Here is a 25,720-nt window from a genome sequence, read left to right on the forward strand (position 1 = left end):
GGGAGGCGGATGGCTCCGGGGAGTGGCAAACGCTACGACGGGCTCGGGATTCGCCACGCGCGGTGGCGGGTTGCGGATTCGTTTCGCCCCAACCGGCGCTGGCTCAAGTATCATGCGGAGACCCTCAAGCAGCCAGAGTAAACGCCGATGCTGGTCCTTCGCGGCGCGCCCGCCATGTCCGAGTTCCGTCTGCGCAAACTGGCCGACCGTTTGCGCGAGCACATCGGGACGCCGATCCAGCCCTATGCCGAATATGTGCATTTCGCCCAGTTGGCGGACGCACCGGCGGACGCTTTGAGCCCGGATGGGCGCGCGGTGCTGGAGCGTTTACTGCGCTACGGTCCGCGTCTTTCCGGCCATGAACCCGAGGGCGCGCTGGTGCTGGCGGTGCCGCGGCCGGGGACGATTTCTCCCTGGTCCTCGAAGGCGACCGATATCGCGCGCAACTGCGGTCTGACCGCGATCCGGCGGCTTGAACGCGGGACTGCCTATTATTTGACCCTCGCGACGGGCACGCTCGATCCCGAGATGCGGCGGGCGGCATCGGCCTTCCTGCATGACCGTATGACCGAGCTGGCGCTGTTCGATCTGGAATCGGCGCGCTGCCTGTTCGAGTCGGCCGAGCCGCGTCCGTCCCAACGCATCGATCTGCTGGGCGCCGGTCGGCCGGCGCTGGCCGCGGCGAATGTCGAACTGGGTCTGGCCCTGTCGGACGACGAAATCGACTATCTGGCCGCGAGCTTCACCGCGCTGGGCCGCAACCCGACCGATGTCGAGCTAATGATGTTCGCGCAGGCCAACTCGGAGCACTGCCGGCACAAGATCTTCAACGCTGACTGGATCCTCGATGGCGAGGCGCAAACGCGCTCCCTGTTCGGCATGATCCGCCACACCACCGAGCAGTCGCCCGAGGGCGTGCTGTCGGCCTATAAGGACAACGCGGCGGTTATCGAAGGCTTTGAAGGTCGGCGCTTCCTGCCCGATCCGGCGAGCGGGATCTACGGCGAGCACGAGGAAGAGATCCATCTTCTGATGAAGGTGGAGACGCACAACCATCCGACCGCGATCGCGCCGCACCCCGGCGCGGCGACCGGTTCGGGCGGCGAGATCCGCGACGAGGGGGCGACCGGGCAGGGCGCCAAGCCCAAGGCCGGTCTGTGCGGGTTTTCGGTCTCGAATCTGCGCATCCCCGGTTTCGAGCAGCCCTGGGAGGTCGATCACGGCAAGCCGGGGCGCATCGTCTCCGCGCTCGACATCATGCTCGACGGGCCGATTGGCGCGGCGGCTTTCAACAACGAGTTCGGGCGTCCGAATCTGACGGGTTATTTCCGCACCTACGAGCAGTCGGTGCCGGGGCCGGACGGCGCGCCCGAGCTGCGCGGCTATCATAAGCCGATCATGTTAGCGGGCGGTCTCGGCAATATCCGCACCGAGCATGTCGCCAAGCAACCCTTCCCGCCGGGGACGCCGCTGATCGTCCTGGGCGGTCCGGCGATGCTGATCGGACTCGGCGGCGGCGCGGCCTCCAGCATGGCGTCGGGAAGTTCGGCGGAGGATCTGGATTTCGCCTCGGTGCAGCGCGCCAATCCCGAAATGGAGCGCCGCTGTCAGGAAGTCATCGACCGCTGCTGGGCGCTGGGCGAGGAGACCCCCATCCTCTTCATCCATGACGTGGGCGCGGGCGGGCTCTCGAACGCGCTGCCCGAACTGGTGCATGACGGCGGGCGGGGCGGGCGCTTCGAACTGCGCGCGGTGCCGAACGACGATCCCGGCATGTCGCCGATGGAAATCTGGTGCAACGAGGCGCAGGAGCGCTATGTCATGGCCATCGCGGCGGAACGGCTGGAGACCTTCCAGGCGATCTGCGCGCGCGAGCGTTGTCCCTATGCGGTCGTCGGCGAGGCGTCCGAGAGCGAGCATCTGTGTCTCGACGACCGTCATTTCGGCGACCGGCCGATCGACATGCCGCTGCCGCTGCTGTTCGGCAAGCCGCCCAGGATGCTGCGTGACGTGGTCCGTGTTGATCCGCCGAAGACAGCCTTCGCGACTGCGGATATCGATCTGGGCGAGGCGATCTTCCGGGTTCTGCGTCTGCCCACGGTGGCGGACAAGAGCTTTCTGATCACCATCGGCGACCGCAGCATCACCGGACAGGTGGCGCGCGATCAGATGGTTGGTCCCTGGCAGGTGCCGGTCGCCGACTGTGCCGTGACGCTGGCGGATTATCGCGGCTATACCGGCGAGGCGATGGCGATCGGCGAGCGCACCCCGCTGGCCCTGCTCGACGCGCCCGCCTCGGGACGCATGGCGGTCGGCGAGGCGCTGACCAACCTGGCCGCGACCTACATCGACCGTCTCGGCGACATCAAGCTGTCGGCCAACTGGATGGCCGCCGCCGGACATCCGGGCGAGGATGCGCGGCTCTACGAGACGGTCGCGGCGGTGTCCGAGTTGTGCGCCGAGTTAGGCATCGCGATCCCGGTCGGCAAGGATTCGATGAGCATGAAAACCGTGTGGCCGGATGCGGCCGGCGAGCGCCGCGAGATGACCGCGCCGCTGTCGCTGATCGTCTCCGCCTTCATGCCCGTCGCGGACGCGCGCCAGACCCTGACCCCGGGACTGCGCACCGATCAGGGCGATACCGATCTGATCCTGATCGATCTGGGGCGCGGCAGGAATCGGCTCGGTGGCTCCTGTCTGGCGCAGGTCTATGGTCAGCTTGGCGACCTTGGGCCGGATCTCGACCGTCCCGATCTGCTCAAGCATTTCCTGGCCGCGATCGAGGATCTGTTCGTCGAGATGATGATCCTCGCCTATCACGACCGCTCCGATGGCGGTCTGATCGCGACACTCTGCGAAATGGCCTTTGCCGGACGCTGCGGGATCGATGTCGATCTGGCCGCGCTCGGTCCCGACGATTGCGCCGCGCTGTTCAGCGAGGAACTCGGTGCGGTGCTCCAGGTGCCGCACACCGAGACCGACTGCGTGCTGCAAATCCTCAAATTTCACGGTTTGGGCGAATGCAGCGCGGTGATCGGAACGCTCAACGATGACGACCGGATCCGTCTCCGTCGTCATGGGCGGATGTTGTTCGAGGCCGCTCGGGCCGATCTGCAACAGGCGTGGTCCGAGACCAGCTACCGGATGCAGTCGCTGCGCGATCATCCCGACTGCGCGGACGAAGCCTTTGCGCGGATTGCCGCCGAGGATCCCGGGCTGCATGCCGAGCTGACCTTCGACCCTGACGACGACATCGCCGCCCCCTACATCGAGCGCGGCGTCCGCCCGCCCATCGCCATCCTGCGCGATCAGGGCGTTAACGGCCAGCAGGAGATGGCGGCGGCCTTCCATGCCGCCGGTTTCGCGTGCGTCGACGTTCATCTGTCGGACATCATCGCCGGTCGGGTCGATCTGGCGCGCTTCCGGGGGTTGGCGGCCTGCGGCGGTTTTTCCTATGGCGACGTGCTGGGCGCGGGCGAGGGCTGGGCCAAGACCATCCTATTCAACGCACGGGCGCGCGATCAGTTCGAGGGCTTTTTCGCACGCTCCGACACCTTCGCGCTCGGCATTTGCAACGGCTGTCAGATGCTCTCAAACCTGCGCGAGCTGATCCCCGGCGCCGACCATTGGCCGCATTTCGTGCGCAACCGTTCGGAGCAGTTCGAGGCGCGCACCCTGATGCTGGAGGTCGCCGACACGCCATCGGTGCTGCTGGCCGATATGGCCGGCTCGCGGATGCCGATCGCGGTCGCGCATGGCGAGGGTCGCGCCGAGTTTCGCGACGCAGCCCATCTGGCCGCCGCGCAGGCGCATGTCGTGACGCGCTATGTGGAAAATGATGGGCGGGTCGCCGAACGCTATCCGGCCAACCCGAATGGTTCGCCGGACGGCATCGCCGGGCTGACGACGACGGATGGACGGGTCACTATCATGATGCCGCACCCCGAGCGCGTCTTCCGCACCGTGCAGAATTCCTGGTCTCCCGACGACTGGGAGCAGGACGGAGCCTGGATGCGGTTATTCAGAAACGCGCGCGCCTGGGTGGATTAACAAAGAACGGAAGCCGGATTGAGGCTAGTCGATTTTCCTGGAAAACGAACCGCTTCAATCCGGCTTGCCAACCTCGGATGTCTATTGAACGCTACCGAAGGAAGGGTTGGCGGCGCCGGCTGGGGGCTGGAGTCCGGCGAATTTGCACCCTTGCGCCACCGGTCCGCCGGGGAACATCGCGTAGAGATATTTGATGCCGCCCTTGGCGTGGAAGGCCTCGTCGAGTGCGTCATGCAATTCCCGCACGTTTGGCCTTTGATGCTGTTGGAAGTAGCCCTGTAACGCCTTGATGGTGATCCAATGGTCCTCGCCGAGTTCGATGCCGTCCGCCTCGGCGGCGCGCGCCGCGTCTTCTCGTGTCCAATCGGCCGGCGCGGAGGGGAATGCGTCGTCGCGGGTCGTTGCGCCCGGATTCATGATGTCGCTCATCGTCGTCGCCACGATACTGACCTCTCGAATACTCTGATTGATGGTAGTTGCGGTTAGGCGAATCCCGTCCTCCCGGGATGAATGCCAAGAGCGCCGGCATTCGTCGCGGATGATCGGTCGCTCCGAGTGTCGATTTTGCGGGGGTTTACGTCAAGGGGGGATCGATGCTTCGCAGCAGTTCTCGTTTTGAAGTCATCCGCCATCGTAGGAGCCCGCTTGCGGGCGACATGACCTGTCAGTCGCCTTTGGATCTGCCAAACTCTGTCGCCCGGAAGCAAACTCGCAGGCCCACAAATCGCCCGCAAGCGGGCTCCTACGTCAAACCAAGCGCGCCGGGGATCAGGCGCTCAGGAGGAAATACACCGCCGCCGCGGCACCGACACCAAGGATGGCCGCCCCGGCAATCAGCCCATAAAGTCTGCCGATGGCCGAACCGAGCGACTGCTCCAGGGCTTGAGTCGACTGCTGGGCGCCCATGAGCGCGGCATCGATGACCTCCTTCGCTTCGCGGCGGGCCAGGGTCGCGGCTTTGAGCGCGACGGACTCTTCAATGGCGTGCAACTGCTCGTGCGCGGGCTGATCGCCGCCCGCCGGTTTGGGCTGGAAGGCGCGCAGTTGTTTCTCGACCGACTCCATGACCCGCGCCCGCTCGGCCTCGATTTCGCGCTTGAGCAGATCCGGCAGGGTCTCGGTTGCCAGACGGGTCGAAATGGCCTGAAAGTCCGCCATGGTGGGTGTCGGCGACGCGGTTCGGCGTGCGGCCTGTTCCGCAGCGAAGCGTTCATCCACGATGTGTCGGGATTCGCTCAACAGGCTTTCCGTCAGATCGCGCCGCAGATCTTCGAGCATGGGGGTCAACAGTCTGGCGAGTCTTGCCTCCAGGCGCGCATCGACCAGTTTCGCGATGGCCTCCTCGGACGGCTCCGGGGTTGGTGCCGGAGTCGGTTGCACGGCGCGTTCGATGGTTTCCACGACGGGTTGTGGCGCGACGCCGGTCGCGAGCTTGTTGCGCAGTTTTTCGAGGATCCCGGGCAGGAGTTCGGCCGCGGCCGATTTCGGCAGGATGCCGAAGACCCCTTTTTTGTTCGCGGTCGCGACGAATTCGGGCTCTTCGTGCGAGGTACACATCACAATGGGTATCGACGCGGTGCGCGGATCTTCCCGGATCACCTCCAGCGCCTCGAAACCGTTCAGCCCCGGCATCATATGGTCCATCAGGATGGCGTCGGGCAGTAATGTCTTGAGGATCGCGAAGGCGGACTCGGCGGAGTCCGCCGTCTCGACTTCGACGCCATGACGCTGAAGCTGCAGCCGCAGTGCATAGCGCGCGGATTTTGAATCGTCGACCAGGAGTATCTTCATCGGGTCCATGACTTCCACTGATGGAGTTGAATGGTTGACGCGGGCCAGTCCGCCGGACGCCAGGTTTCGGGTCAATTAATGGTAGGTGAATCGCACCATGGCTGATAGCAGGATCGCCTTTCGTCTGTATGAGTCCGCCGAACAGGTGGCCGCCGACACGGCTTGGCGTGTTCTGGCGGCGGCCCGGCAGTCAATCGCGGCGCGCGGGCGATTTCAGTTGGTGTTGGCCGGAGGGTGCACCCCCCAGGCGGCCTATACTGTACTCGCCGATCAGGTCGCGGACTGGGACCGCTGGCACATTTTTTTCGGCGACGAGCGCTGTCTGGCATCGGACGATCCGGAACGCAACAGTCTTGCGGCCGCCCGCATTCTGTTGGATCAGGGGCCAATCCCGGCCGCGAATTGGCATCCCATCCTGGCGGAGCAGGGCGCCGAGCTGGCGGCCACTCGCTATGAGGCAATGATCCGGCCCCGGCTGCCCTTCGATCTGGTGCTGCTTGGGATGGGCGAGGATGGACATACAGCCAGCCTCTTTCCCGGCCATGCGATCGCACCCGGGGCGCTCGTCATACCCGTCCAGCAGGCCCCGAAGCCGCCGCCCGAGCGCGTCTCGCTAACCCCGAGCGCGCTGGTGTCCAGCCGCGCTATTTTGATCCTGGTCACCGGTGTCGGCAAGCGGGAAGCCCTGGCGGATTGGCGCCGGGGCGCCGACCTGCCGGTCGCGCGGGTCGCGTCCGCCGGGCTGCGGGTCGAGGTACTGGTGGATCGCGAGGCCGCGGGCGAGTGATCCGGGATGTCGAGTGCCCGCCGGAAGCGGGCCAAGCAATTGCCGCCTACCCAGCGCTGACGGACGCGGCGTCCCAACCGGTCAGCAGTGCGCGGATGTTTGCGATCGCCAGCGGAACGGCCGCCTCGACCGCGGGCGTCAGCCGCTCGCCCCAGCCGATGAACTCGGGCTCGATGCCGACCAGCGCGCGTCGGGCGGGCAGGGTGTCTGTGAGCCGTGCCATATCCATCAGGTCCGAGAGGCTGACCTCATGCACGCTCTTGGCGTGGGCGCGAAGCTGGCGGTCCATGGCCTCGCCCTCGAAGACGCGCACGCTGCCGGGGGCGTCGCCCATGGCGGCGGCATCCACGACGATCAGGCGCGGGCAGTCGCCGATGGGCGCGGCGAGCGTGAAGCTCAAGGTGCCGCCATCGATGAATCGCAGCGGGGCGGCGGGATCCGTCTCCGCCTCAAGCCGGCGGATCACCTCGGCGCCGACGGCCTCGTCGGTCATGAGGATATTGCCGAGACCGAGGATCAATGTGGTTGGGTTCAAAGGCGGTGTCTCCTGGGATGCGTGGGGCGGGCGGCTCAAAGGATTGATCTGGATCCTTGCGGCGTCGACCTCCGCCGCTTAGCCTCGTGCGTCAAGCCCAGAGTGTAAACGGAGACCCTGTTCATGTGTTTTGGAATTCCCATGCAAGTGCGGTCCATCAATGGCTTCATCGCCCACTGCGAGGCCAAGGGCGTGACGCGCGAAGCCAGCCTTTTCATGCTCCAGTACGAAGACATCGCGGTTGGCGATTACATCGTCGTCCATCTTGGCAATGCCATCGACAAGGTCAGCGCCGAGCAGGCCGCCGCGGCTTGGGAAATCTATGATTCCATGCTCGCGGGCGAGGATGCAGGCGCGGGCGAAGGCGATTTTCGTGGAAGATCCTACCCGTAGGAACCCGCTTGCGGGCGACGTGACCCGCTAAGATGCCTTCCGTGCGCCCCACGGCTTAGGGCTTGTCGGGATTGGCGGATTCGCCCAAGCCGCTGGACGGGCTGGGTTCATTCGGTTTCTGTGTCTCGTCGGCCTTGCCGGCATTGCCTGTTCCCAGCATTCCGAACCTGGGGTTTCCGCCCGGTACCTCGAAACGCATCTCCGGCCAGATCGCCAGACCCTTGGCTGCGGACACGGTGCCGCCACTCGCCTGATCGATACTCGTGCCGCTTAGCGCGGTGCGCACGATCATCGCGCTTTCGCCGGTCATCCCAGTCAGCTTGCCGGTGCCGCCGGTCAGCGTGAACGTGCCTTTACAGGAGCCCGGCTGGCCATTGCAGTTGAACTCGGCATAGACATAATCGCCCGTGGGACTCTCGATCGTGCAGTAGCCGTGGCCCTGCATCTCGTTACTGAGGATATGGATGATCTGAGTGGAGGGGCAGGTGAAGAGCGCCGCATCGAGCAGACCGTCGCCATTCTCGATGTACATGATGCCCTCGAAGGTGCCGATGAACTGGAGTTTGTCCACGGCAACCTGAAATAATTGGCCATTCGCCTCCCAGGGGGCAAGTATTTTGGCGATACCGACCTCGGCGGCGAGCGGCTGGGCCAGAATCGAGAGAATAAACGGCAACGCTAAGACCAGACCGCGCATTGGATGCTTCATAAAGTCGTTCGGTTCAAGAATGTTACACTGACGCCAATTGTAGGCAGCCGATATCGTGGCGTCGAACGATTGCCGCGCGAGAACCTTTACTTCTTATTCCGACGGATCCAGCGTGAGCAGCGGCATGACGCATCCCGAGAACGAATCAGAACCCTTGATGCTGGGCTGGCGCGAATGGCTGTCCCTGCCGGATCTGGGCCTGGGGCCGATCAAGGCGAAGGTCGATACCGGCGCCCGGACCTCCACTCTGCACGCCTTTTATGTCGACACCTTCCAGCGTCGCGGTAAGCTCCACGTCCGTTTTGGCGTGCATCCCTTGCAGCATCGCGCCGATGTCGTCGTGCATGGCGAGGCGCCCGTTCTCGACCGGCGGAATGTCTCCGATTCCGGCGGACATCGCGAGGAGCGTTACGTGATTTTGACCCGCCTGGCGCTGTCCGGCCGCGCGTGGCCGATCGAGCTGACCCTCGCCAACCGCGAGACCATGTTGTTTCGCATGCTTCTGGGGCGCACCGCGCTCGTCGGTCGGGCGCTGGTCGATCCGTCGCGCTCTTTCGTGACGGGACGGATCAAAGATCCCTGGACGCACTATCTTCCGCTGGAGCCGCCGGCGCATGCGCCGACAGAATGAGGTCGACGCCGCACTCGATGCGTCGGCGCAGAACCTCGGGTGTCGGCGGCGGACAGCCGCCGATCAACAGCCCGGTCGTCTGAATGCCCTGCCACATCCCTAGAAGCTGTTCCGCCGCCTGAAGGCTGTCATGGGGGCGCAGATCGCCGCGTTCCACCGATGCCTCCAGCAGCCGGGCCAGTTTCGCGCGGGTGGCCTCGGCGCCTTCCCGATAGATCAGCGGTCCGAGCCAGGGTTGCTGGCCGGCCTGGGTCGCCAGCATGCGTTGCAGGGTGAGAAATTCGTCACCGGTCAGGAAGTCCATCAGACAAAGACCGAACTCGATCAGCGCCTGACGCAGTCCGCCGCGCGTTTTGGGCAAGCCTTCCAGGGCAGCGGTCATGTCGGTGCGCTGGGCCAGGATGACCTTGCGGATCAGTCCCGGCAGATCGGTGAAATGCGCGTAGACGGTGACCTTGGAGACGTGCGCGGCGCGCGCGACCGCCTCGATGCTCAGACTCTGAAGCCCCCCGGAAAAGAACAGGGTACGCGCCGCGGCGAGGATGGCCGCGTGCTTGGTCTCGTCGGGCGGACGGCCGCGGGCGCGGCGCGGCGGGTCGGATGCGGCGGGCATGCCGTTAGGGTTCGGGTTGCTCATGGTTTGGGATCAGCGGATCGTCGGGTTGATGGCGGTGGCGCGGTTGATGTCGAATGGACGCGAGATTAGCATTTACTAAACGCTTACGTACAGTAATAATGAATGGGTTCGTCGATCCTTAGGAGACCAACCCCGTGCGGCCTTTCACCCTGCCGATGTTCCTGACGCTGGCCAGTCCGATCCTGCTGTTGCTGTCCGCCTGCCAGCCGGGCGTCGAGGAAATGCCGGACGCGTTGCCGCCCTGGGTGCTGACGGTTCCCCTCGAAGTGTCCTCCGTCGCGACCTGGAGCCTGACCGGCGCCGTGCAGGCTCGCCATGAGATCCCGCTATCCTTTCGGATCGGCGGGGAAATCCTGGAGCGCCACATCGATGCGGGCGACCGGGTCGCGGCGGGGCAGTTACTCTTCCGACTCGATCCCCGCGATGTGATTCAACAGCGTATTGCCGCCGAGGCGGCCGAGGCGAGCGCCCGCGCCGAGACCGAGAACGCGGAGCGCGAACGCGACCGCCTGGCCGATCTGCTGAAAAAACGGCTCGCCAGTCAGCAGGATTTCGAGCGCGCGGCCACCGCCGCGCGCGCGGCCAGCGAACGTCTGAGAGCCGCCCAGGCAACCCTGGCACAGGCGCTGAACGCGATCGGCTATGCCTCATTGACGGCCCCGGCGGCCGGTGTCGTTCTGGAGGCGAACGGTCAGGTCGGGCAGGTGGTAACCGCCGGTCAGACGCTCGCCATGCTGGCGGAAGACGGCCCGCGTGAGGTGGAGGTCCATGTTCCCGAGGATCGGCGCGACCGCTTACCGAGCCAGGCCATCGCGGAGCCGTTCGGAACCGGGCCGGCGCTGACGGCAACCCTGCGGGAGATCGCCGGGACCGCCGATCCGGTTGCCCGCACCTGGCGCGCGCGTTATCGGTTGAGCGAGACGCCCTCCGATCTGGCGTTGGGGACGACCGTGACCCTGCATTTCGAGCCCGACCCCGATTCCGAGCTGCTGGCGCTGCGAGTGCCCTTGGGGGCCGTGCTGGAACGCGCCGAGGGACCGCTGGTGTGGCGTCTGGCGGATGGTCATGTCCAGCCCGAGCCGGTCACTCTGCTTGGTCTTGACGGCGAGTACGCAAGGATCCAGACCGCTCTGGCACCGGGCACGCCCGTGGTGGCGCTGGGCGTGAACCGACTCCAACCGGGGCAGGCGGTCCGGGTGCGTCAGCCATGAGCGAGCATCCGCGTCCCGCCGAATCCCGCTTCAACCTCTCGGCGCTCGCCGTGCGCGAGCGCTCCGTGACGCTGTTTTTCATCCTGCTGACGGCCGCCGCCGGTCTCATGGCCTTTCTGCAACTGGGACGGGCGGAAGATCCGGCCTTTACCATGCGGGTCATGGTCGTGTCGGCGGTCTGGCCGGGGGCGAGCGCGCGGCAGATGCAGGATCTGGTCGCCGATCCGCTGGAGAAGCGCATCTCCGAGGTGGACTATTTTTATCGGGTCGAGACTACCGCGCGTCCGGGACGGGTGGATATGCTGGTGGAGTTCCAGGATTACACGCCCTCTCCGCTGGTGCCCGAATTGTTCTACCAGGTGCGCAAGCGCATGCTGGACGAGACGCCAAAGCTGCCGATCGGCGTTCAAGGTCCATTTGTCAACGACGAATTCTCCGATGTCTATTTCGCGCTCTATGCCCTGTCCGCGCCGGATCTGCCGCCCCGTCTGCTGGTGCGCGAGGCCGAACGCATCCGCGATCGGTTTGCCCGCATCGAAGGGGTACAGAAGGTCCGGGTGCTCGGCGAGCGCCCGCAACGGATCTTCGTCGAATTCGATCCGGCCCGCCTGGCCAATCTGGGTCTGACCCCGGACGCGGTGCGGGAGGCGCTGGATGCGCAGAACCGGCTGCTTCCAGCCGGTCTGGTCGAGACTCAGGGGCCGCGTCTCTATCTGCGTCTGGACAGCGAACTCGACGATCTGGACGCCATCCGGGCGGTACCGATCCGCGCGGGCGATCCCTTCGATTTGACTTCCTTCGACCCTGCTCAGGACAGGCTGTTGATTCGACTTGGCGAGATCGCCGAGGTCAAGCGCGGCTACGAAGATCCGCCCGGTTATCTGATCCGCGCCGGCGGCGAGGAGTCGGTGCTGCTTGGCGTGGTCATGCGGCGCGGCGAAAATGGCCTGGCTCTGGGCGCGCGACTGGCCGAGTTCACGGCCAGCCTGGAGACCGATCTGCCGCTGGGGATGCGGTTCTCGCCGATCACCAATCAGGCCGACGCCATTTCGCACGCCGTGGAGTTGTTTCAGCTCAAATTTCTGGTCGCCGTCGTCGTGGTGATGCTGGTGAGTTTCGTGGCACTGGGCTGGCGCGCGGGTCTGATCGTCGGCATTGCCATTCCGCTGACCCTGGGCCTGACCTTCCTGCTGATGTTGATCCGTGGCGTCAATCTGGACCGGGTCACGCTCGGAGCGCTGATCATCGCGCTGGGTCTGCTGGTGGATGACGCCATCATCGCCATCGAAATGATGCTGGTGAAGATGGCGGAGGGCTGGGACCGGCTGCGCGCCGCCGCCCATGCCTGGACGGTCACCGCCACGCCCATGTTGAGCGGCACGCTGGTCACGGTCGTTGGTTTCGTCCCTATCGGTTTCGCGCGCTCTGGCGTGGGCGAATATGCCGGCAATATTTTCTGGGTGCTGGCCTTCGCGCTGCTGGTCTCCTGGCTGGTGGCCGTCACCTTCACGCCCTATCTGGGCACGGTTCTTCTCTCCCCGCCCAAGCCGACGGACGCTGTCCATGAAGCGCTCTACGATTCGCGTCTCTACCGGCGGTTGCGCGCGCTGATTCGCGGCTGCGTGCGTCACAAACGGCTGGTGGTAGCGGCGACCTTCGGTCTGCTGGCGCTCTCCATCGCCGGTCTGGTCGGCCCGGTGCAGAAACAATTCTTTCCGAGTTCGGACCGCCCCGAGGTGCTGGTCGACATCTCTCTGCCGGAGGGCAGCGGAATCCGCGCCACCGCGGTGGTGGCCGAGCGCGTTGAGGCGACCCTCAAGAATGCGCCCGGCGTGCGCTCGCTCTCCAGCTATCTTGGCGCCGGCGCGCCGCGCTTTTTTCTCGCGCTCAATCCCGAGCTGTCCAATCCGGCCTTTGCCAAGCTGATCGCGGTGGCCGAGAGTCCGGCCGCGCGCGATACGCTCATCGCCCGACTCCAGGACCAGGTGGACGCGGGCGAGTTTCCCGAGGCGCGGGTGCGGGTCCACAAGCTGCTCTATGGACCGCCGGTCATCTGGCCGGTGAGCTTCCGGGTGGTGGGGCCGGATCCAGTGACCCTGCGCCGGATCGCCGATCAGGTGCGCGACCGGGTCGCCGCCCATCCCAACGCGCTGGATGCTCATCTGGACTGGGGCGAGCGAGTGCCGGTGGCGCGGCTCGCGCTCGATCCGGACCGTCTGCGTCTGATCGGTCTGACGCCCCGCGAACTCGCCCAGCAATTGAACGATGAGCTGTCGGGTCTGGTCGCGACCGAGATTCGCGAGGATGTGCGCCATGTTCAGCTCGTGCTGCGCGGTCAGACGGGCGCGGCGGTTCGCCCCGGCGCCCTGGCGGACATCAACCTCAAGACCCAGGACGGGCGCAATGTCCCCCTGGCCCAGGCCGGTATCCTCTCCATCGAGTTCGAGGATCCGGTACTCAAGCGTTACAACCGCGACCCCTTCATCGCCGTGCATGCCGAGGTCGCGGGCGCACAGCCGCCGGATGTGACCCTGGCGATCTGGAACCAGCTCGAACCGCTGCGGGCACAACTGCCGGACGGCTACCGCATCGACATCGGCGGCGCGGTCGAGCAGTCCGGCAAGGCCGATGCCTCCATCCAGCGGGTGCAGCCAATCATGCTGGTGCTGATGCTGACGGTCATCATGCTCCAGATGCGCAGCTTTTCCGGCACCGTGATGGTGGTCGCCACCGCCCCGCTGGGCGTCATCGGCGCGACCCTGGCCCTGTTGATCGCGGACAAGCCCTTCGGATTTGTCGCCCTGCTGGGGCTGATCGGTCTGGCCGGCATCCTGATGCGCAACACCCTGATCCTGGCCAAGCAGATCGAAGACAATCTGGGGCAGGGCATGGAGTCGTCCGCAGCTGTGGTGGAAGCGACGGTCCGGCGGGCGCGGCCGGTGATTCTGACCGCCGCCGCCGCCGTCTTCGCCTTCACGCCGCTGACCACCGATACCTTCTGGGGGCCGCTCGCCTATGTGCTGATTGGCGGGATCATCGTCGGAACCGGCATCACGCTGCTTTTTCTGCCGGCGCTTTATGCGCTGTGGTTTCGGGTACGGTTGGCCGGCACTGAAGACATGGCATCTCCAAACCCGCTAAAGTAAAGCCTCTTCATTCAGTAATCGAAAACCCAATGGCGCCGTGGCGATGAGCGTTGACCAGAAAACGGACGCATCCGACCTGCGTCTTCTGCTCAAGGGAATCCCCGAAAATCCCGGCGTCTACCGCATGCTGGATGCGATCGGGACGGTGCTCTATGTCGGTAAGGCCAAAAACCTGAAACGCCGGGTCGGCAGCTATTTCGGGCACGTGCCGACCCGGCGCATTCAGCGCATGGTGAGCCTGATCGTCGACATTGAGGTGACGGTCACCCGCACCGAGGCCGAGGCGCTGCTGCTGGAGAGCAATCTCATCAAGGCGCTTCAGCCGCGCTTCAATGTCCTGCTGCGCGACGACAAGAGTTATCCCTATATCCACCTCACCACCCAGGACGAATTTCCGCGGCTGGCCTTCTATCGCGGATCGCGCAAGGGGGAAGGGCGTTTCTTTGGGCCCTATCCCAGCGCCGGGGCGGTGCGCGAGACCCTGCAACTGCTTCAGAAGCTGTTTCCGGTCCGCCAGTGCGAGGACAGCGTGTTTCGCCATCGCTCGCGCCCCTGTCTCCAGTATCAGATCAAACGCTGTGGCGGTCCCTGCGTCGGGCTGATTGGCGCGGCGGACTATGCCGAGGATGTGGCGAGCACCGTCAAGTTTCTTGAAGGCCGCGCCGACGAGGTGGTGAGCGATCTGGTCGCCGCCATGGAACGCGCCGCCGCCGCGCTGGAGTTCGAGCGCGCGGCCATTCTGCGGGACCGGATCGCGACCCTTCGTCAGATCCAGCAGCGCCAGTACGTGCACGGGGAAGGCGGCGATCTGGACATCGTCGCCTGCGCCCTGGAAGGCGGTCTGCACTGCGTTCAGGTCTTTTTCATCCGCGGCGGGCGCAATCTCGGCAACCGTGGATTTTTCCCCCAGGCACCGGAGGACACGGATCTGGCGACCGTCATGTCCTGTTTTCTGGCGCAGTTTTACACCGATAAAAACGTCCCGCCAGAACTCATCCTGAACGTCGAGCCCGATGATCGCGACTTGCTCGAACAGGTCTTCTCCGAACGCGCCGGGCACCGGGTCCAGATCAAATCGAAGGTGCGGACCGAGCGCGCGCGCTGGCTGGAGATGGCGCGCGGCAATGCCGAGGTTGCGCTCAAGTCGCGCCTGAGCAGCCGGGCCGGCTATGCGCGCCGACTGGACGCGCTGCGCGACGCGCTGGAACTGGAGACGCCGCCGGCCCGCATGGAGTGTTTCGACATCAGTCACACCCAGGGCGAACGCACGGTCGCGTCCTGCGTGGTCTTCGATGGGGAGGGGCCGCGCAAGTCGGATTATCGGCGTTTCAACATCGAGGACATCACGCCCGGCGACGACTATGCCGCGCTGTCCCAGGCCCTGACCCGCCGCTATACCCGCATCAAGGATGGCGAGTATCCGCTTCCCGATCTGCTCTTCATCGACGGCGGGCGCGGACAACTTGGCGCCGTGGCTCAGGTCTTGCGGGAGCTTGGTATCGAGGGTTTGCCACTGGTCGGTATATCGAAAGGGCCTGACCGAAAACCCGGCACCGAACAGCTCTGGTTGTTGGGGCGCGGGGTGCCCGTTATACTGCCCAGCCATTCCCCGGCCATGCATCTGATCGAGCAGATCCGCGACGAGGCCCATCGTTTTGCGATCACCGGCCATCGTCAGCGTCGCGCCAAGGCGCGGACCACGTCGTCGCTCGAAGGCATTCGCGGGATCGGCCCCAAGCGCCGGCAGGAACTCCTGAAACAATTCGGCGGCCTGCGCGGTCTGGCGCGCGCGCGGGTCGAGGACATCGCCGGGGTGGATGGCATCAGCCGGCAATTGGCGCAACAGATTTACGATGCCTTTCATCAAGAAATCCCGGGATATTGATCGATGTGGAATTTACCTAACCTGTTGACGATGCTGCGGATCGTCCTGATTCCAGTCTTTGTCGTGGTGTTCTATATCGAGGCTCCCTGGGCACCCTATGCCGCCGCCAGCGTGTTCGGCGCCGCCGCGCTGACCGACTGGCTCGACGGTTATCTGGCGCGGCGCTGGTCCCAGACCTCGCCGCTGGGCGCCTTTCTGGATCCGGTCGCCGACAAGCTCATGGTGGCCGTGGCCCTGGTGGTGCTGCTCCAGGCCGATCCGCGGATTCTGCTGGCGCTGCCCGTCATGGTGATCATCGGTCGCGAGATCACGGTCTCGGCGCTTCGTGAGTGGATGGCGGAGGTGGGCGCGCGTGCGGCGGTGGCGGTGTCCGGGCTCGGCAAGATCAAAACCACGGCGCAGATGATCTCGATCGCGCTGCTGATTCTGCGCGACTCGGTGTTCGGACCCTCGGTGTATGACTTGGGCGTGGTGCTCGTCTATGTCGCGGCCATCCTGACCCTGTGGTCGATGGCGCTCTATCTGATCGCCGCCTGGCCGAGCCTGTCGGGCAAGACGATCTCGGGCGCTGGCGAAAAAAATTGACGATGGGGTTGACAGGGTTTTAAAACCCCTTAAAATAACCGGCTCGTAAGCGGGAATAGCTCAGTGGTAGAGCACAACCTTGCCAAGGTTGGGGTCGCGAGTTCGAGCCTCGTTTCCCGCTCCAGTTTCTCTGTAAGGCATTGATTCGCTTACAGTCGTGCGCCGCCACGGCGATCAACAATCCTACTTTTAGGGTTCTGATCGTTTTGCACCGATGGAGCGCGGTATGCCGACACTCAATGACACCATCGACGCCTTCCTGGCGTCGCGCGAATTCGACCGCGCCACCCTGGCGCGGTTGGCCTTCTGGTCCGACGCACTGGGTGCCCATGACCTCCTCGCCATCACTCCCGATCAAGTGGATGACGCGCTGACCAGCCTGGCCGAACGTGGGCGCCTCAAACCGCTTCGGGGCGATACCGCCCGACCGGCCGGGGTTCCGCTGGCTGGATCCACCTTCAATCCCTACATTTCCCAACTCCAATCCGTCTACAAGTTCGCCCGGCGCCTGCGTTTGCTCCCGCGTGGGCACACGCCGCCCACCAAGGGCGTCGAAAAGAGTTCCGAGCGTTACCTGCGTCCCGAGGAGGTGGAGCGTCTGCTGAAGGTTGCGCGCGGGGAACCTGATGGCCTTGCGTTGGCGGGATGTCGACCTGAAGCAGCGAACCGTGACGGTCGCCAAGACCAAAAACGGGCAACCGCTCATCGGCGCCCTGTCCGCGCGCGCCGCGTCCGAACTCGCCAAGCTGGCGGGGCAGGAACCGGATTTGAGGTTCCCCCGAAATTTCGTCTTCCAAGGGTGACGTCAACTGACGTTCGCCCTGGAGACGCTGATGCAGAAGATCCCGAAGCCGGAATACGCCGCCGAGTTCAAGTCTCAGGCGGTCAAGCGCGTCAAGGATGGCAAAACCGTTGGCACCGTGGCCAAGGAGCTGGGTTTGGTCGAGCAGACCTTGCGCAACTGGGTCAAGGCGTCCGATGCTGGCATGCTCGATGGCGCGGGTACCCGGAAGGTCACGCCGGAGGAGATGGAGGTGTCGCGTCCGCGCGCGGAGGCGATCCGCCTCAAACGCGAGGTCGAGATCCTAAAAAACCCTTCCCCGGGGCGCGCCCCGCTCCTGTAGGCGCACAAACTCTTTTCAGAGTAGAGTCGGGGCGCCTTCGAGAGCAGAGGCCGTCTGCTTTTTGGTGGTGCCAACCCCGTCAAAAAACCTGGCCCGGGGACTGTTGCGAGTCTGCGTGTGGTGACGCCGTTGGGCGATCCCGAATAGGACGGTGATTGATCTCGCTGTCCCTGCTCTCGATTCACGTCTACCCCCGAGAGCGATTCCATGAAGCCATTTCCATCCCCGAAGCGCCCTCGCCCCCAGGCGCTGTCGACGTTCAATGCACAGGCGGCGGGCATCGACGTTGGCGCCCAGTTCCATGTCGTGGCCGTCCCGCCGGAGCGGGATCCCGAGCCGGTGCGGACCTTCCAGAGCTTTACGGGCGATTTGCATCGCCTCGCCGAGTGGCTGGTGGCCTGCCGTATCGACACCGTGGCGATGGAGTCGACCAGGGTCTATTGGATCCCCCTCGACGAGATCCTCGAGGCCCGTGGCATCCGCGTGGTCGTGGCCAACGCGCGCGACGTCAAACACGTCCCCGGGCGCAAGACCGACGTCAACGATGCCCAATGGCTCCAGCCGTTGCATGCCTACGGCCTGCTGCGGGGCAGCTTTCATCCCCCGGGCGACATCGCCGCGTTGCGCGCCGACCTGCGCCAGCGTGAGCGCCTGCTCGATGACGCCGCCTCCCCTATCCAGCACATGCAGAAGGCGCTGACGCCGATGAACCTGCAACTGCACCATGCGGTCTCCGACATCGCCGGCAAGACCGGGATGGGGATTATCCGCGCCATCCTGGCCGGAACGCGCGATCCGCGGGAACTGGCCAACGATCGCGATGTCCGCGGCAAAGCCTCGCTGGAGACCATTGCCCGCGCCCTGGCGGGGAATGACCGCCCCGAGCACCTCTTTGCCCTGGAGCAGGCCGTCGCGCTCGATGACGCGTATCAGGAACGGGTCGCCGCCTGTGATCAGCGCATCGAGGCCGCCCTGGCGCAACTGACGCCCCCCGAGCCCCCCCGAGCCGTTACCCGCCCCCCGGCACAAGACCCGCCAGCCCAATGCCCTCAATGTCGAGGTGCGCAAGGCGCTCCATACCATCATTGGTGTGGACCTCACCCAGATTCACGGCCTCGGACCCTATCTGGCGCTCAAACTGGTCAGCGAATGCGGAACCGACCTGTCGGCTTGGCCGACCGCCAAGCACGTCACCTCCTGGCTGTGCCTTTCGCCCGGCAACAAGATCTCGGGGGGCAAGGTGCTCTCGGCACGCACTCGTCGCTCGCACAATCGCGCCAGTGCTTTGCTGCGCCTGGCGGCGGTCAACGTCGGCAAGACCGACAGCGCGCTGGGGGCCTTCTATCGCCGCTTGGCCATGCGCGTGGGCAAAGCCAAGGCGGTGACGGCCACCGCGCGCAAGCTCGCCGTCCTGTTCTACAACACCCTGCGCCATAGCCTGGATGACAGTGATCCCGGAGCCTCCTACTCTGAAGAGCGCCATCGCCAGCGGGTCGTACAAAACCTGGAGCGTCGTGCCAAACAGCTTGGCTTCACGCTCGAACCGGCCGGCGCGGCAGGAGTTTCTTAGGAAAAGCGACGGCAGACCCTTCGGCTTCGCTCAGGACAGGCTTCGCGAGAGAGGCGCTGTTCAGTCTGCCTGGATCGATGCGCAACGCTCGACCTTCGATCTGACCGCGATGCGTGCCGTGCTGGCCGTCAGCATCAGCGGCGATCGCGCTTGGAAACGTGGTGGTCACCCGGAACGCCGATGGCTCACGGATCCCCAGATGAGCGTTCTGATTCAATCCATCCATGCGGAATTCACGGGTGCCGACGGCAGCCCGCGCAGGGTGCGCGAGCGGCGCGCACGGGGCTTTCCAGCCAGCAAGGTACGCGTGGAGCGACGGATGCGCGAGCACGGCATCCGTGCCCGCCACCAACGCCGTGACAAGGTCACGACCGACTACGCCTTGCCAGTGGCGGAGAACCGGCTGAAGCGCGATGTCGCCCCGGTCGCCCCGCATCCGGTCTGGACGGCCGATATCGCCGATCTGTGGACCGATGAAGGCTGGCTATCTCTGGCCATCGTGCTGGATCTGTTCAACCGGGAAGTGGTCGGCTGGTCGCTCAAGCCGCGCATGACCGCCGATCGCGTCACCGATGCGCTCACCATGGCCTGGTTCCGCCGCAAGCCAGCACCCGGCCTGATGCACCACTCTGACCGGGGCAGCCAGTCCGCCGCCATCTGTTCCAGGACACGCTGACCCAATACGGGATGATCTGCTCCATGAGCCGCAAGGGAAACTGCTGGGACAATGCCCCCACCGAGAGCGGGTTCGACAGCGTCAAGAACGAGCGGGTCTTCGATGAGCGCTTCGCCACGCGGGAAGCGATGAAGGCCACGGCTTTCGCGTACATTGAGGTGTTTTACAATCGCAAGCGGCGGCACTCGACCCTCGGTGACCACTCGCCGGTCCAGTTTCTTAACGACTGGATCAACGCTCAGCAGAGAGAAAAACGGGTCGCATGAGCACACTTCCTTGGAAGACGAAAAACCGAGGGAACCTCATAACTTGCTTCCTGTTGAGGAATGATCGCGGGAGGCGAGACGGAGCGCGCGAAGATCGGGGCGCGGGGATGATTTCAGCATCCCCGCGCCCCTAACCACCACCCAACCTAAGAGAGAGGTTCGGCTATGGCTAACGCCAGTATAGCAACCAACGTCATTCCCTTTCCGCAACAACAGCCGGAGCCGATTCAGGAAGCCCCGAAACGTAAGCGGCGCTGTCGCTGCGGCTACTGCGGCGAACTCTACCCGACCAATCCCGAGACTCACCCAATATCGGGTTGCTGTCCGTCTTGCTGGGGGGTGTTGGAGCGTGTCCAAAGGGTTTATTGGACGGTTTCGGGGCGCTATGACTGCGATCAAATCGCCCGTGCCATTCTTGCCGATCCCGAAGGAAAGGAAGCCGACGACCTGCGTTTTATGGAGGCTTTTCATGATGCTTTCCGTGAGGCGACGCCTTACGGAAAAGCATTGATCTTGCAAATGCTTCGGCGCGCTACCGACGAAAACCGACGCGCCGAGATCAAACTCGTTTCTCAGCGAAAGGAAGTAGAGCCGTGTTCGGGGAACGCGCCATGTTTGAGGATGGTTAAACCTGCTCCTGGTCGCGCGGCATCCATCCATGAGGCATCCGAGTTTTAAGCACTGAGTTAAGCCGGGTCTAGGCTGATCCCCGAAAAGGCAGACCCTTCACCGCCCTGGCCCGGCACCTTTTTGAAGGTTCGCGTGAAGGTCGCGTTATGAATTTCCCGGATTGGGCACCGCCTAGCGTCATTGAACGCTGGCAGGAATGTATGCAAGAAAATGAAGAAGAGTTAGCCCGTAGTATTGCCTTTTATCGCGACTTGCAAGAAAAAGGCGAGCTATCAAAAGACTATGACGCGGAAACGATTGCACGGGAAGACCGAAAAGACGCTTTAGATTTTCCGGGAATGATTGGCCGTCTCTTGACGGATGAAAAAATGGAATGGGCATGGAAACGACTCCCGAAACTGAAAGAGCGGAATCAGCGACATCACAGCGCGCTAATCGAGGCGATATTTATTCGCGTTGTGGAGCGTGGATTTTATGGCTCAGTCACCCGTATAGAACGAATGCCAACCGCTGAATTTTTAAAATGGATTGCGGATGTTCAGGCGACGGCGGCGAAGCTGGCGGGATTAGTCGAGGATACCGGGTTGGATTATTATCTTTGGCGTGACTTCAAGAAAGCCCAGGTCCAGGCGGCTGTTAGGTGTAGCGGCCTGCAAACATCCGCGGCCCGACCTGCAAACATCGCAATTTTCGACCCGAATTAACTGCAAATATCGGGGGTCCAGGACCCGGATTATTTGCAAATGAGCCGACATTAACTGCAAACAGCCTGCAAACATCCGCGCCGGCCCAGATTATCTGCAAACGACGCCCGCGCCTTTCTTGACCAACGGGTTGGCGCTGATCGGCCGCCGTCGCTGGAGGATCAGTCGCCGCCGCACGGTCATCCAGGATCCAGGTGAAACCGTCTGGCCGCCGGCGCGGCGGGCGGGCGCAGTCCTGCCGCCCCTGCATTGAGCCGCACTCGCCGGCCACTATCGGTTCGGCAAAACGAGGGTTTTTCCGGACCGTCAGCAGACCGCCAGTGCCACCCGACTGCACCGCCTGAAACCCCGGTCTCACGGTCCGGATAACCGGTTGTGGAAATCTGCGACCGCTTTTCCTAAGCTACGACGAGTAAATCAAACCACCAGCCCCTCGCGGAGCGGCAGATGGACATCGGCTATGCCCGTGTCAGCACCAAAGACCAGAGCCTGGACCTGCAGGTCGACGCCTTGCGCCGCGCCGGGTGCGCGAAGGTCTACCAGGAGGTCGTCAGCGGCGCCAAGGTCCCGCGTCCGGTCCTCGATACCCTGCTGGGCGAGCTGCGCCCGGGCGACGTGCTGGTGATCTGGAAACTCGACCGTCTCGGGCGTTCCCTGCGTCACTTGGTCGAACTGGCTGGCGTACTGCTGGAACAGCAGGTCGGGCTCAAGAGCCTCAACGATCCACTGGACACCACCACCTCCCAGGGTCGGTTGGTGTTCAATTTGTTCGCCGCGCTGGCTGAATTTGAAAAGGATCTGATCCGCGAACGCACCCAGGCCGGGTTGGTCGCTGCGCGTGCTCGCGGTCGCCTGGGCGGGCGCCCCAAGGGCCTACCGCCCGAGGCTGAGAAAACCGCCTGCGCCGCCGAGACCCTCTACCGCGAGCGGCGCCTATCGGTGCGCGAGATCGCCGCCCAGCTTGGCATCGCCAAAAGTACCCTCTACGACTACCTGCGCCACCGCGGGGTGCCGATCGGCACCCCGGGCCCGGCCGCGCAGGGCCGTTAGGGCGTCGCCCGGGAGTGGTGCGTCCATGACGCGTCACCAACTCCCGCCGGAAGCCCTGCTGGACCTGTGCCGTCGGCGCGCCGCATTGGCGCCGCGCAGCCCGGAGCGCCGGGCGCTGATCCAGCAGACGGCCGCTCTGTACGGGGTCTCGGAGGACGCGCTCTATCGGGCACTGCGCGCACGCGCCCGGCCCAAGGCCCTGAACCGCGCCGACCGCGGGGTGCCGCGGGTCCTGCCCCCGGCGGAGCTTGAGCACGACTGCGAGGTGATTGCGGCGCTGAAGATCCGCACCAGCAACAAGAAGGGGCGCCACCTCTCCACCGTCCAGGCCATCCGCTTGCTCGAAGAGCATGGTGTGGAGACCCCCGCGGGGCTGCTGCGTGCCCCGGCCGCGGTGCTGACCCGTAGCACCGTGAATCACTACCTCAAGCAGTGGGGCTTCGACGACCGGACCCTGACCCGGGTCCCGCCGGCGGTGCGCTTCGAGGCCCGCCACAGCAACGACTGCTGGCAGTTCGATCTGAGCCCGTCGGATCTGAAACAGGTCGCGCGCCCGGCCTGGTTCGAGGAGGGCCGCGGGCATCCGCTGCTGATGCTCTACAGCGTGGTCGATGACCGCAGCGGGGTCGCCTACCAGGAGTACCACGGCGTCTATGGCGAGGATGTGGAGGCGGCGCTGCGCTTCCTGTTCAACGCGATGGCCCCGAAGTCCGACCCCGAGTTGCCATTCCAGGGACGCCCGGCCATGCTCTACATGGACTCTGGGCCGATCGGCAAGAGCCTGATCTTCCACCGCGTCATGGACTACCTCGGGATCGAGGTGCGCACCCACATGCCCAAGGACAGCGACGGGCGGCGTCCGACGGCCCGGGCCAAGGGGAAGGTCGAGCGGCCCTTTCGCAGCGTCAAGGAGATGCATGAGACCCTCTACCACCTGCACGCGCCGGAGACGGAGGCCGAGGCGAACGCCTGGCTGCTGCGCTTCCTGATCCACTACAACCGCATGCCCCACCGCCGCGAGCCCCATGCGCGGATCGATGACTGGCTGGCCAACCTGCCCCCGGATGGGGTGCGCGCCATGTGCAGTTGGGAGCGCTTCGGCACCTTCGCCCGCGAGCCCGAGCGGCGCAAGGTCGGGGTCGACGCCCGGGCCTCCCTAGAGGGGACCCTCTACCAGGTCGACCCTGATCTGGCCGGCGAGGACGTGATTCTGTGGTGGGGACTGTTCGACAACGCCCTCTATGTCGAGCACGGTGAGCGGCGCTTTGGCCCCTACGACCCGGTCGGCGGGCCGATTCCCCTGCATCGCTACCGCTCGTTCAAAAAGACCAAGACCCAGCAACGCGCTGAGCGCATCGCAGCCTTGGCTGAACAACTGGCCCTGCCAGGGTCCGTGTGGGGCGGTCCAGCCGCCTCGGTAGGACTGGCGCCAGGGCCCGTCGTCGCGCAGACGCCCTTCGTCGATCCGGACCCGTTCCAAGATCTGGCCTTTCCTACGGCGGTCGCGGCAAAACGCGCCATCGCTGAGTACCTGGGCACCCCCTTGGCCAAGCTGCCGGCAGAGGCGCTGGCCGCGCTTGATGTCGCCTTGGCCGAGTCACTGCGTAAGGTCGACGTCATCGACGACGCGCGGACCCATCTGAAACCCCTGCGCGGAGGCTGACCGGCATGCAGAGCGAGGTGATGAAGCACTTTGGGCTAACCCGCGGACTGCCGCGCGCCGGCTATTTCGAAACCGCCCAGCAACGCCGGGTCTTCGACGATATCAAGATCGCCATCCATGGCGGTCAACTCCTGGCCCTGGTCGGACTGGTCGGCTGCGGCAAGACCACCACGCTGCACCGGCTGACCGAGGCCCTCAAGGACGAGCGCGAGATCCTGGTCTCCCAGTCGCTCGCGGTGGACAAACATCGGATCAACCTTGGCACCCTGATGCTGGCCCTGTTCTACGACCTGTTGACCGAGAAGGACTTCAAGGTCCCCACCCAGCCGGAGAAGCGCGAGCGCAAGCTCATCGAGGTCATCGCCAAGCGCAAGAAGCCGGTCGCCCTGTTCGTCGATGAGGCGCACGACCTGCACCCCAAGACCCTGGTCGGGCTGAAGCGCCTGATCGAACTGGTCCAGAACAACGGCGGCACCCTGTCCGTGGTCCTGGTGGGTCACCCCAAGCTCAGGAACGATCTGCGCCGGCCAGCCCTGGAGGAGATCGGCGCCCGGACCACCCTGTTCTGGCTGGACGGGATCAAAGGGCAGGAGTTGGCCTATCTGGACTGGTTGCTGGAGCAATGCGCCCCCGCAACGGCGGCCGATCTGCTGACCGCGGAGGCCCGCGAGCGCCTGGCCGCAGCACTGTCCACCCCGTTGCAGATCGAGCAGTACCTGACGCTCGCGCTGGAGGCGGCCTATCAGGTCGGGCAGAAGCCGGTGACCTTGGAGGTCATCGAAGCCGTCCTGGCGGCCGACATTGATGCCCTGGAGGCGACCCTGACCCGCTACGGCTACAACACCCGGGCGTTGGCCGATCTACTCAACGTCCGCCCGGCGGAGATTCGCTCCTTTCTGCACGGCCAGTTGGCACCGGGGCGGACCCAGGAACTGCATGGCCAGTTACTGGCTGCGGGGCTGCCGGTGTGAGTGTGGCCGGCTCATTCAGCCGTTTGCAGTTAATCTGGGCCGGCGCGGATGTTTGCAGGCTGTTTGCAGTTAATGTCGGCTCATTTGCAAATAATCCGGGTCCTGGACCCCCGATATTTGCAGTTAATTCGGGTCGAAAATTGCGATGTTTGCAGGTCGGGCCGCGGATGTTTGCAGGCCGCTACAGCTAATATGCGGGTCAGCAAAGAAAACAGTCGCCTTGTCGCCATTCAAAGACGGCGGCGCCTAGATGAAAAGGAAGCCGCATCGTCATTAGGGCTTTCGGTGAGAACGCTACAGCAATGGCGATTGAAAGGCGGCGGCCCGCCTTTCCTGAAGCTGGGCGCGGCCGTGCGCTATGACGAGGAGGTTTTAGAATGCTGGGCAACGAGTCGGACGCGGGCCAATACCAGCGATCCCGGCCCGGCGGCGGCGTAGGAGGTGCGGCGATGAGCGGACGCACCGGAAAAACGACACCCAGACATAACGAAGGCCCCCCGGTTGCCGAGGCCGGGGAGCCTTCAAGGAGGGATGCGAACCCAAGATACCTGTTGATTGAGCCGTCCCCGGAGGCGTTAGAAGCGCCCCCGAGATAGAGCCGACCGCTGTAACGGTCCGGCACCGGCGCGAACAATTTTAACCCGTTTTTCGGGCGCTTGTCTGCGTTTTTGCCTGCCTGTCCCTGCGGTCAATTCTACCCTTGGAG

At 64.7% G+C, this 25,720-nt stretch carries 21 protein-coding genes, 1 tRNA gene and 3 pseudogenes; 20 read left to right on the top strand and 5 right to left on the bottom strand.

What is annotated here, in order from left to right; translation table 11 throughout:
- Positions 1-147 precede the first annotated feature (147 nt).
- A complete protein-coding gene (gene purL / locus THIVI_RS21045) occupies positions 148-4,050 on the top strand; it encodes a phosphoribosylformylglycinamidine synthase (protein ID WP_014780541.1) in 3,903 nt (1,300 codons plus the stop codon).
- Between the two features lie 81 nt (positions 4,051-4,131).
- Here the strand turns inward: purL and THIVI_RS21050 are convergent, their stop codons facing one another.
- Positions 4,132-4,479 (bottom strand): TusE/DsrC/DsvC family sulfur relay protein, encoded by a 348-nt coding sequence (locus THIVI_RS21050; protein WP_174284514.1) that lies wholly within the window; start codon positions 4,477-4,479, stop codon positions 4,132-4,134.
- A gap of 339 nt (positions 4,480-4,818) precedes the next feature.
- The gene (locus tag THIVI_RS23100; RefSeq protein ID WP_014780543.1) at positions 4,819-5,841 is read right to left on the bottom strand and encodes a response regulator; all 1,023 of its coding nucleotides are present in this window, start codon (positions 5,839-5,841) and stop codon (positions 4,819-4,821) included.
- A 97-nt stretch (positions 5,842-5,938) separates the two neighbouring features.
- Here THIVI_RS23100 and pgl point away from each other — a divergent pair, with 97 nt between their 5' ends.
- Positions 5,939-6,628 carry a 6-phosphogluconolactonase gene (pgl, locus tag THIVI_RS21060; RefSeq protein WP_014780544.1) on the top strand — a complete coding sequence of 230 codons (690 nt, stop codon included), beginning with the start codon at positions 5,939-5,941 and terminating at the stop codon, positions 6,626-6,628.
- Between the two features lie 46 nt (positions 6,629-6,674).
- Here the strand turns inward: pgl and THIVI_RS21065 are convergent, their stop codons facing one another.
- Positions 6,675-7,163 (bottom strand): HyaD/HybD family hydrogenase maturation endopeptidase, encoded by a 489-nt coding sequence (locus THIVI_RS21065; RefSeq protein ID WP_014780545.1) that lies wholly within the window; start codon positions 7,161-7,163, stop codon positions 6,675-6,677.
- Positions 7,164-7,286: 123 nt separating this feature from the next.
- Between THIVI_RS21065 and THIVI_RS21070 the strand changes: the two genes are divergently transcribed.
- Entirely contained in the window at positions 7,287-7,556 is a 270-nt protein-coding gene (locus THIVI_RS21070) for a HypC/HybG/HupF family hydrogenase formation chaperone (protein ID WP_014780546.1), read from the top strand.
- Between the two features lie 55 nt (positions 7,557-7,611).
- On the opposite strand, the gene THIVI_RS21075 is transcribed toward THIVI_RS21070, so the two are convergent.
- Complete coding sequence (locus THIVI_RS21075; RefSeq protein ID WP_174284515.1) at positions 7,612-8,265, bottom strand: hypothetical protein; 654 nt, start codon at positions 8,263-8,265, stop codon at positions 7,612-7,614.
- Positions 8,266-8,389: 124 nt separating this feature from the next.
- Between THIVI_RS21075 and THIVI_RS21080 the strand changes: the two genes are divergently transcribed.
- Positions 8,390-8,896 carry an ATP-dependent zinc protease family protein gene (locus tag THIVI_RS21080; RefSeq protein WP_014780548.1) on the top strand — a complete coding sequence of 169 codons (507 nt, stop codon included), beginning with the start codon at positions 8,390-8,392 and terminating at the stop codon, positions 8,894-8,896.
- On the opposite strand, the gene THIVI_RS21085 is transcribed toward THIVI_RS21080, so the two are convergent.
- Positions 8,835-9,509, bottom strand: coding sequence for a TetR/AcrR family transcriptional regulator (locus THIVI_RS21085; RefSeq protein ID WP_157174528.1), 675 nt, complete (start codon positions 9,507-9,509; stop codon positions 8,835-8,837). The two genes, THIVI_RS21080 and THIVI_RS21085, sit on opposite strands and share 62 nt — an antisense overlap.
- A 158-nt stretch (positions 9,510-9,667) precedes the next feature.
- Between THIVI_RS21085 and THIVI_RS21090 the strand changes: the two genes are divergently transcribed.
- The 16 genes and pseudogenes from THIVI_RS21090 (at position 9,668) to THIVI_RS21150 (ending at position 25,452) form a co-directional block, all read left to right on the top strand.
- Complete coding sequence (locus THIVI_RS21090; protein ID WP_014780550.1) at positions 9,668-10,744, top strand: efflux RND transporter periplasmic adaptor subunit; 1,077 nt, start codon at positions 9,668-9,670, stop codon at positions 10,742-10,744.
- A complete protein-coding gene (locus tag THIVI_RS21095) occupies positions 10,741-13,890 on the top strand; it encodes an efflux RND transporter permease subunit (RefSeq protein WP_014780551.1) in 3,150 nt (1,049 codons plus the stop codon). Before THIVI_RS21090 ends, THIVI_RS21095 begins: the two co-directional genes overlap by 4 nt.
- A gap of 43 nt (positions 13,891-13,933) precedes the next feature.
- Positions 13,934-15,775 carry an excinuclease ABC subunit UvrC gene (uvrC, locus tag THIVI_RS21100; protein WP_014780552.1) on the top strand — a complete coding sequence of 614 codons (1,842 nt, stop codon included), beginning with the start codon at positions 13,934-13,936 and terminating at the stop codon, positions 15,773-15,775.
- Between the two features lie 3 nt (positions 15,776-15,778).
- Positions 15,779-16,360, top strand: coding sequence for a CDP-diacylglycerol--glycerol-3-phosphate 3-phosphatidyltransferase (gene pgsA / locus THIVI_RS21105; RefSeq protein ID WP_014780553.1), 582 nt, complete (start codon positions 15,779-15,781; stop codon positions 16,358-16,360).
- 49 nt (positions 16,361-16,409) lie between these two features.
- Positions 16,410-16,484 (top strand) — tRNA-Gly (locus THIVI_RS21110).
- A gap of 502 nt (positions 16,485-16,986) precedes the next feature.
- Positions 16,987-17,163 carry a site-specific integrase gene (locus THIVI_RS24940; RefSeq protein WP_157174529.1) on the top strand — a complete coding sequence of 59 codons (177 nt, stop codon included), beginning with the start codon at positions 16,987-16,989 and terminating at the stop codon, positions 17,161-17,163.
- A 30-nt stretch (positions 17,164-17,193) separates the two neighbouring features.
- Positions 17,194-17,451 (top strand): annotated as a pseudogene (locus THIVI_RS21115) (transposase); the annotation flags it as partial.
- 240 nt (positions 17,452-17,691) lie between these two features.
- Positions 17,692-18,414 (top strand): annotated as a pseudogene (locus tag THIVI_RS25925) (IS110 family transposase); the annotation flags it as partial.
- Positions 18,415-18,544: 130 nt separating this feature from the next.
- A complete protein-coding gene (locus THIVI_RS25930; RefSeq protein WP_245537325.1) occupies positions 18,545-19,054 on the top strand; it encodes a transposase in 510 nt (169 codons plus the stop codon).
- A gap of 40 nt (positions 19,055-19,094) precedes the next feature.
- Positions 19,095-19,996: pseudogene (locus THIVI_RS21125) on the top strand (IS3 family transposase); the annotation flags it as partial.
- 165 nt (positions 19,997-20,161) lie between these two features.
- Entirely contained in the window at positions 20,162-20,674 is a 513-nt protein-coding gene (locus THIVI_RS24945) for a hypothetical protein (RefSeq protein WP_157174532.1), read from the top strand.
- Between the two features lie 98 nt (positions 20,675-20,772).
- Positions 20,773-21,330 carry a hypothetical protein gene (locus tag THIVI_RS21130; protein ID WP_014780556.1) on the top strand — a complete coding sequence of 186 codons (558 nt, stop codon included), beginning with the start codon at positions 20,773-20,775 and terminating at the stop codon, positions 21,328-21,330.
- 447 nt (positions 21,331-21,777) lie between these two features.
- Positions 21,778-22,380, top strand: coding sequence for a recombinase family protein (locus THIVI_RS21135; RefSeq protein ID WP_014776775.1), 603 nt, complete (start codon positions 21,778-21,780; stop codon positions 22,378-22,380).
- Positions 22,381-22,405: 25 nt separating this feature from the next.
- A complete protein-coding gene (locus THIVI_RS21140; protein ID WP_014780557.1) occupies positions 22,406-24,043 on the top strand; it encodes an integrase in 1,638 nt (545 codons plus the stop codon).
- A 5-nt stretch (positions 24,044-24,048) separates the two neighbouring features.
- The gene (locus THIVI_RS21145; protein ID WP_014777832.1) at positions 24,049-25,014 is read left to right on the top strand and encodes an ExeA family protein; all 966 of its coding nucleotides are present in this window, start codon (positions 24,049-24,051) and stop codon (positions 25,012-25,014) included.
- A gap of 192 nt (positions 25,015-25,206) precedes the next feature.
- The gene (locus tag THIVI_RS21150; protein ID WP_083845831.1) at positions 25,207-25,452 is read left to right on the top strand and encodes a helix-turn-helix transcriptional regulator; all 246 of its coding nucleotides are present in this window, start codon (positions 25,207-25,209) and stop codon (positions 25,450-25,452) included.
- Positions 25,453-25,720 lie beyond the last annotated feature (268 nt).

The organism is Thiocystis violascens DSM 198 (genome assembly GCF_000227745.2).
Classification (GTDB): domain Bacteria; phylum Pseudomonadota; class Gammaproteobacteria; order Chromatiales; family Chromatiaceae; genus Chromatium; species Chromatium violascens.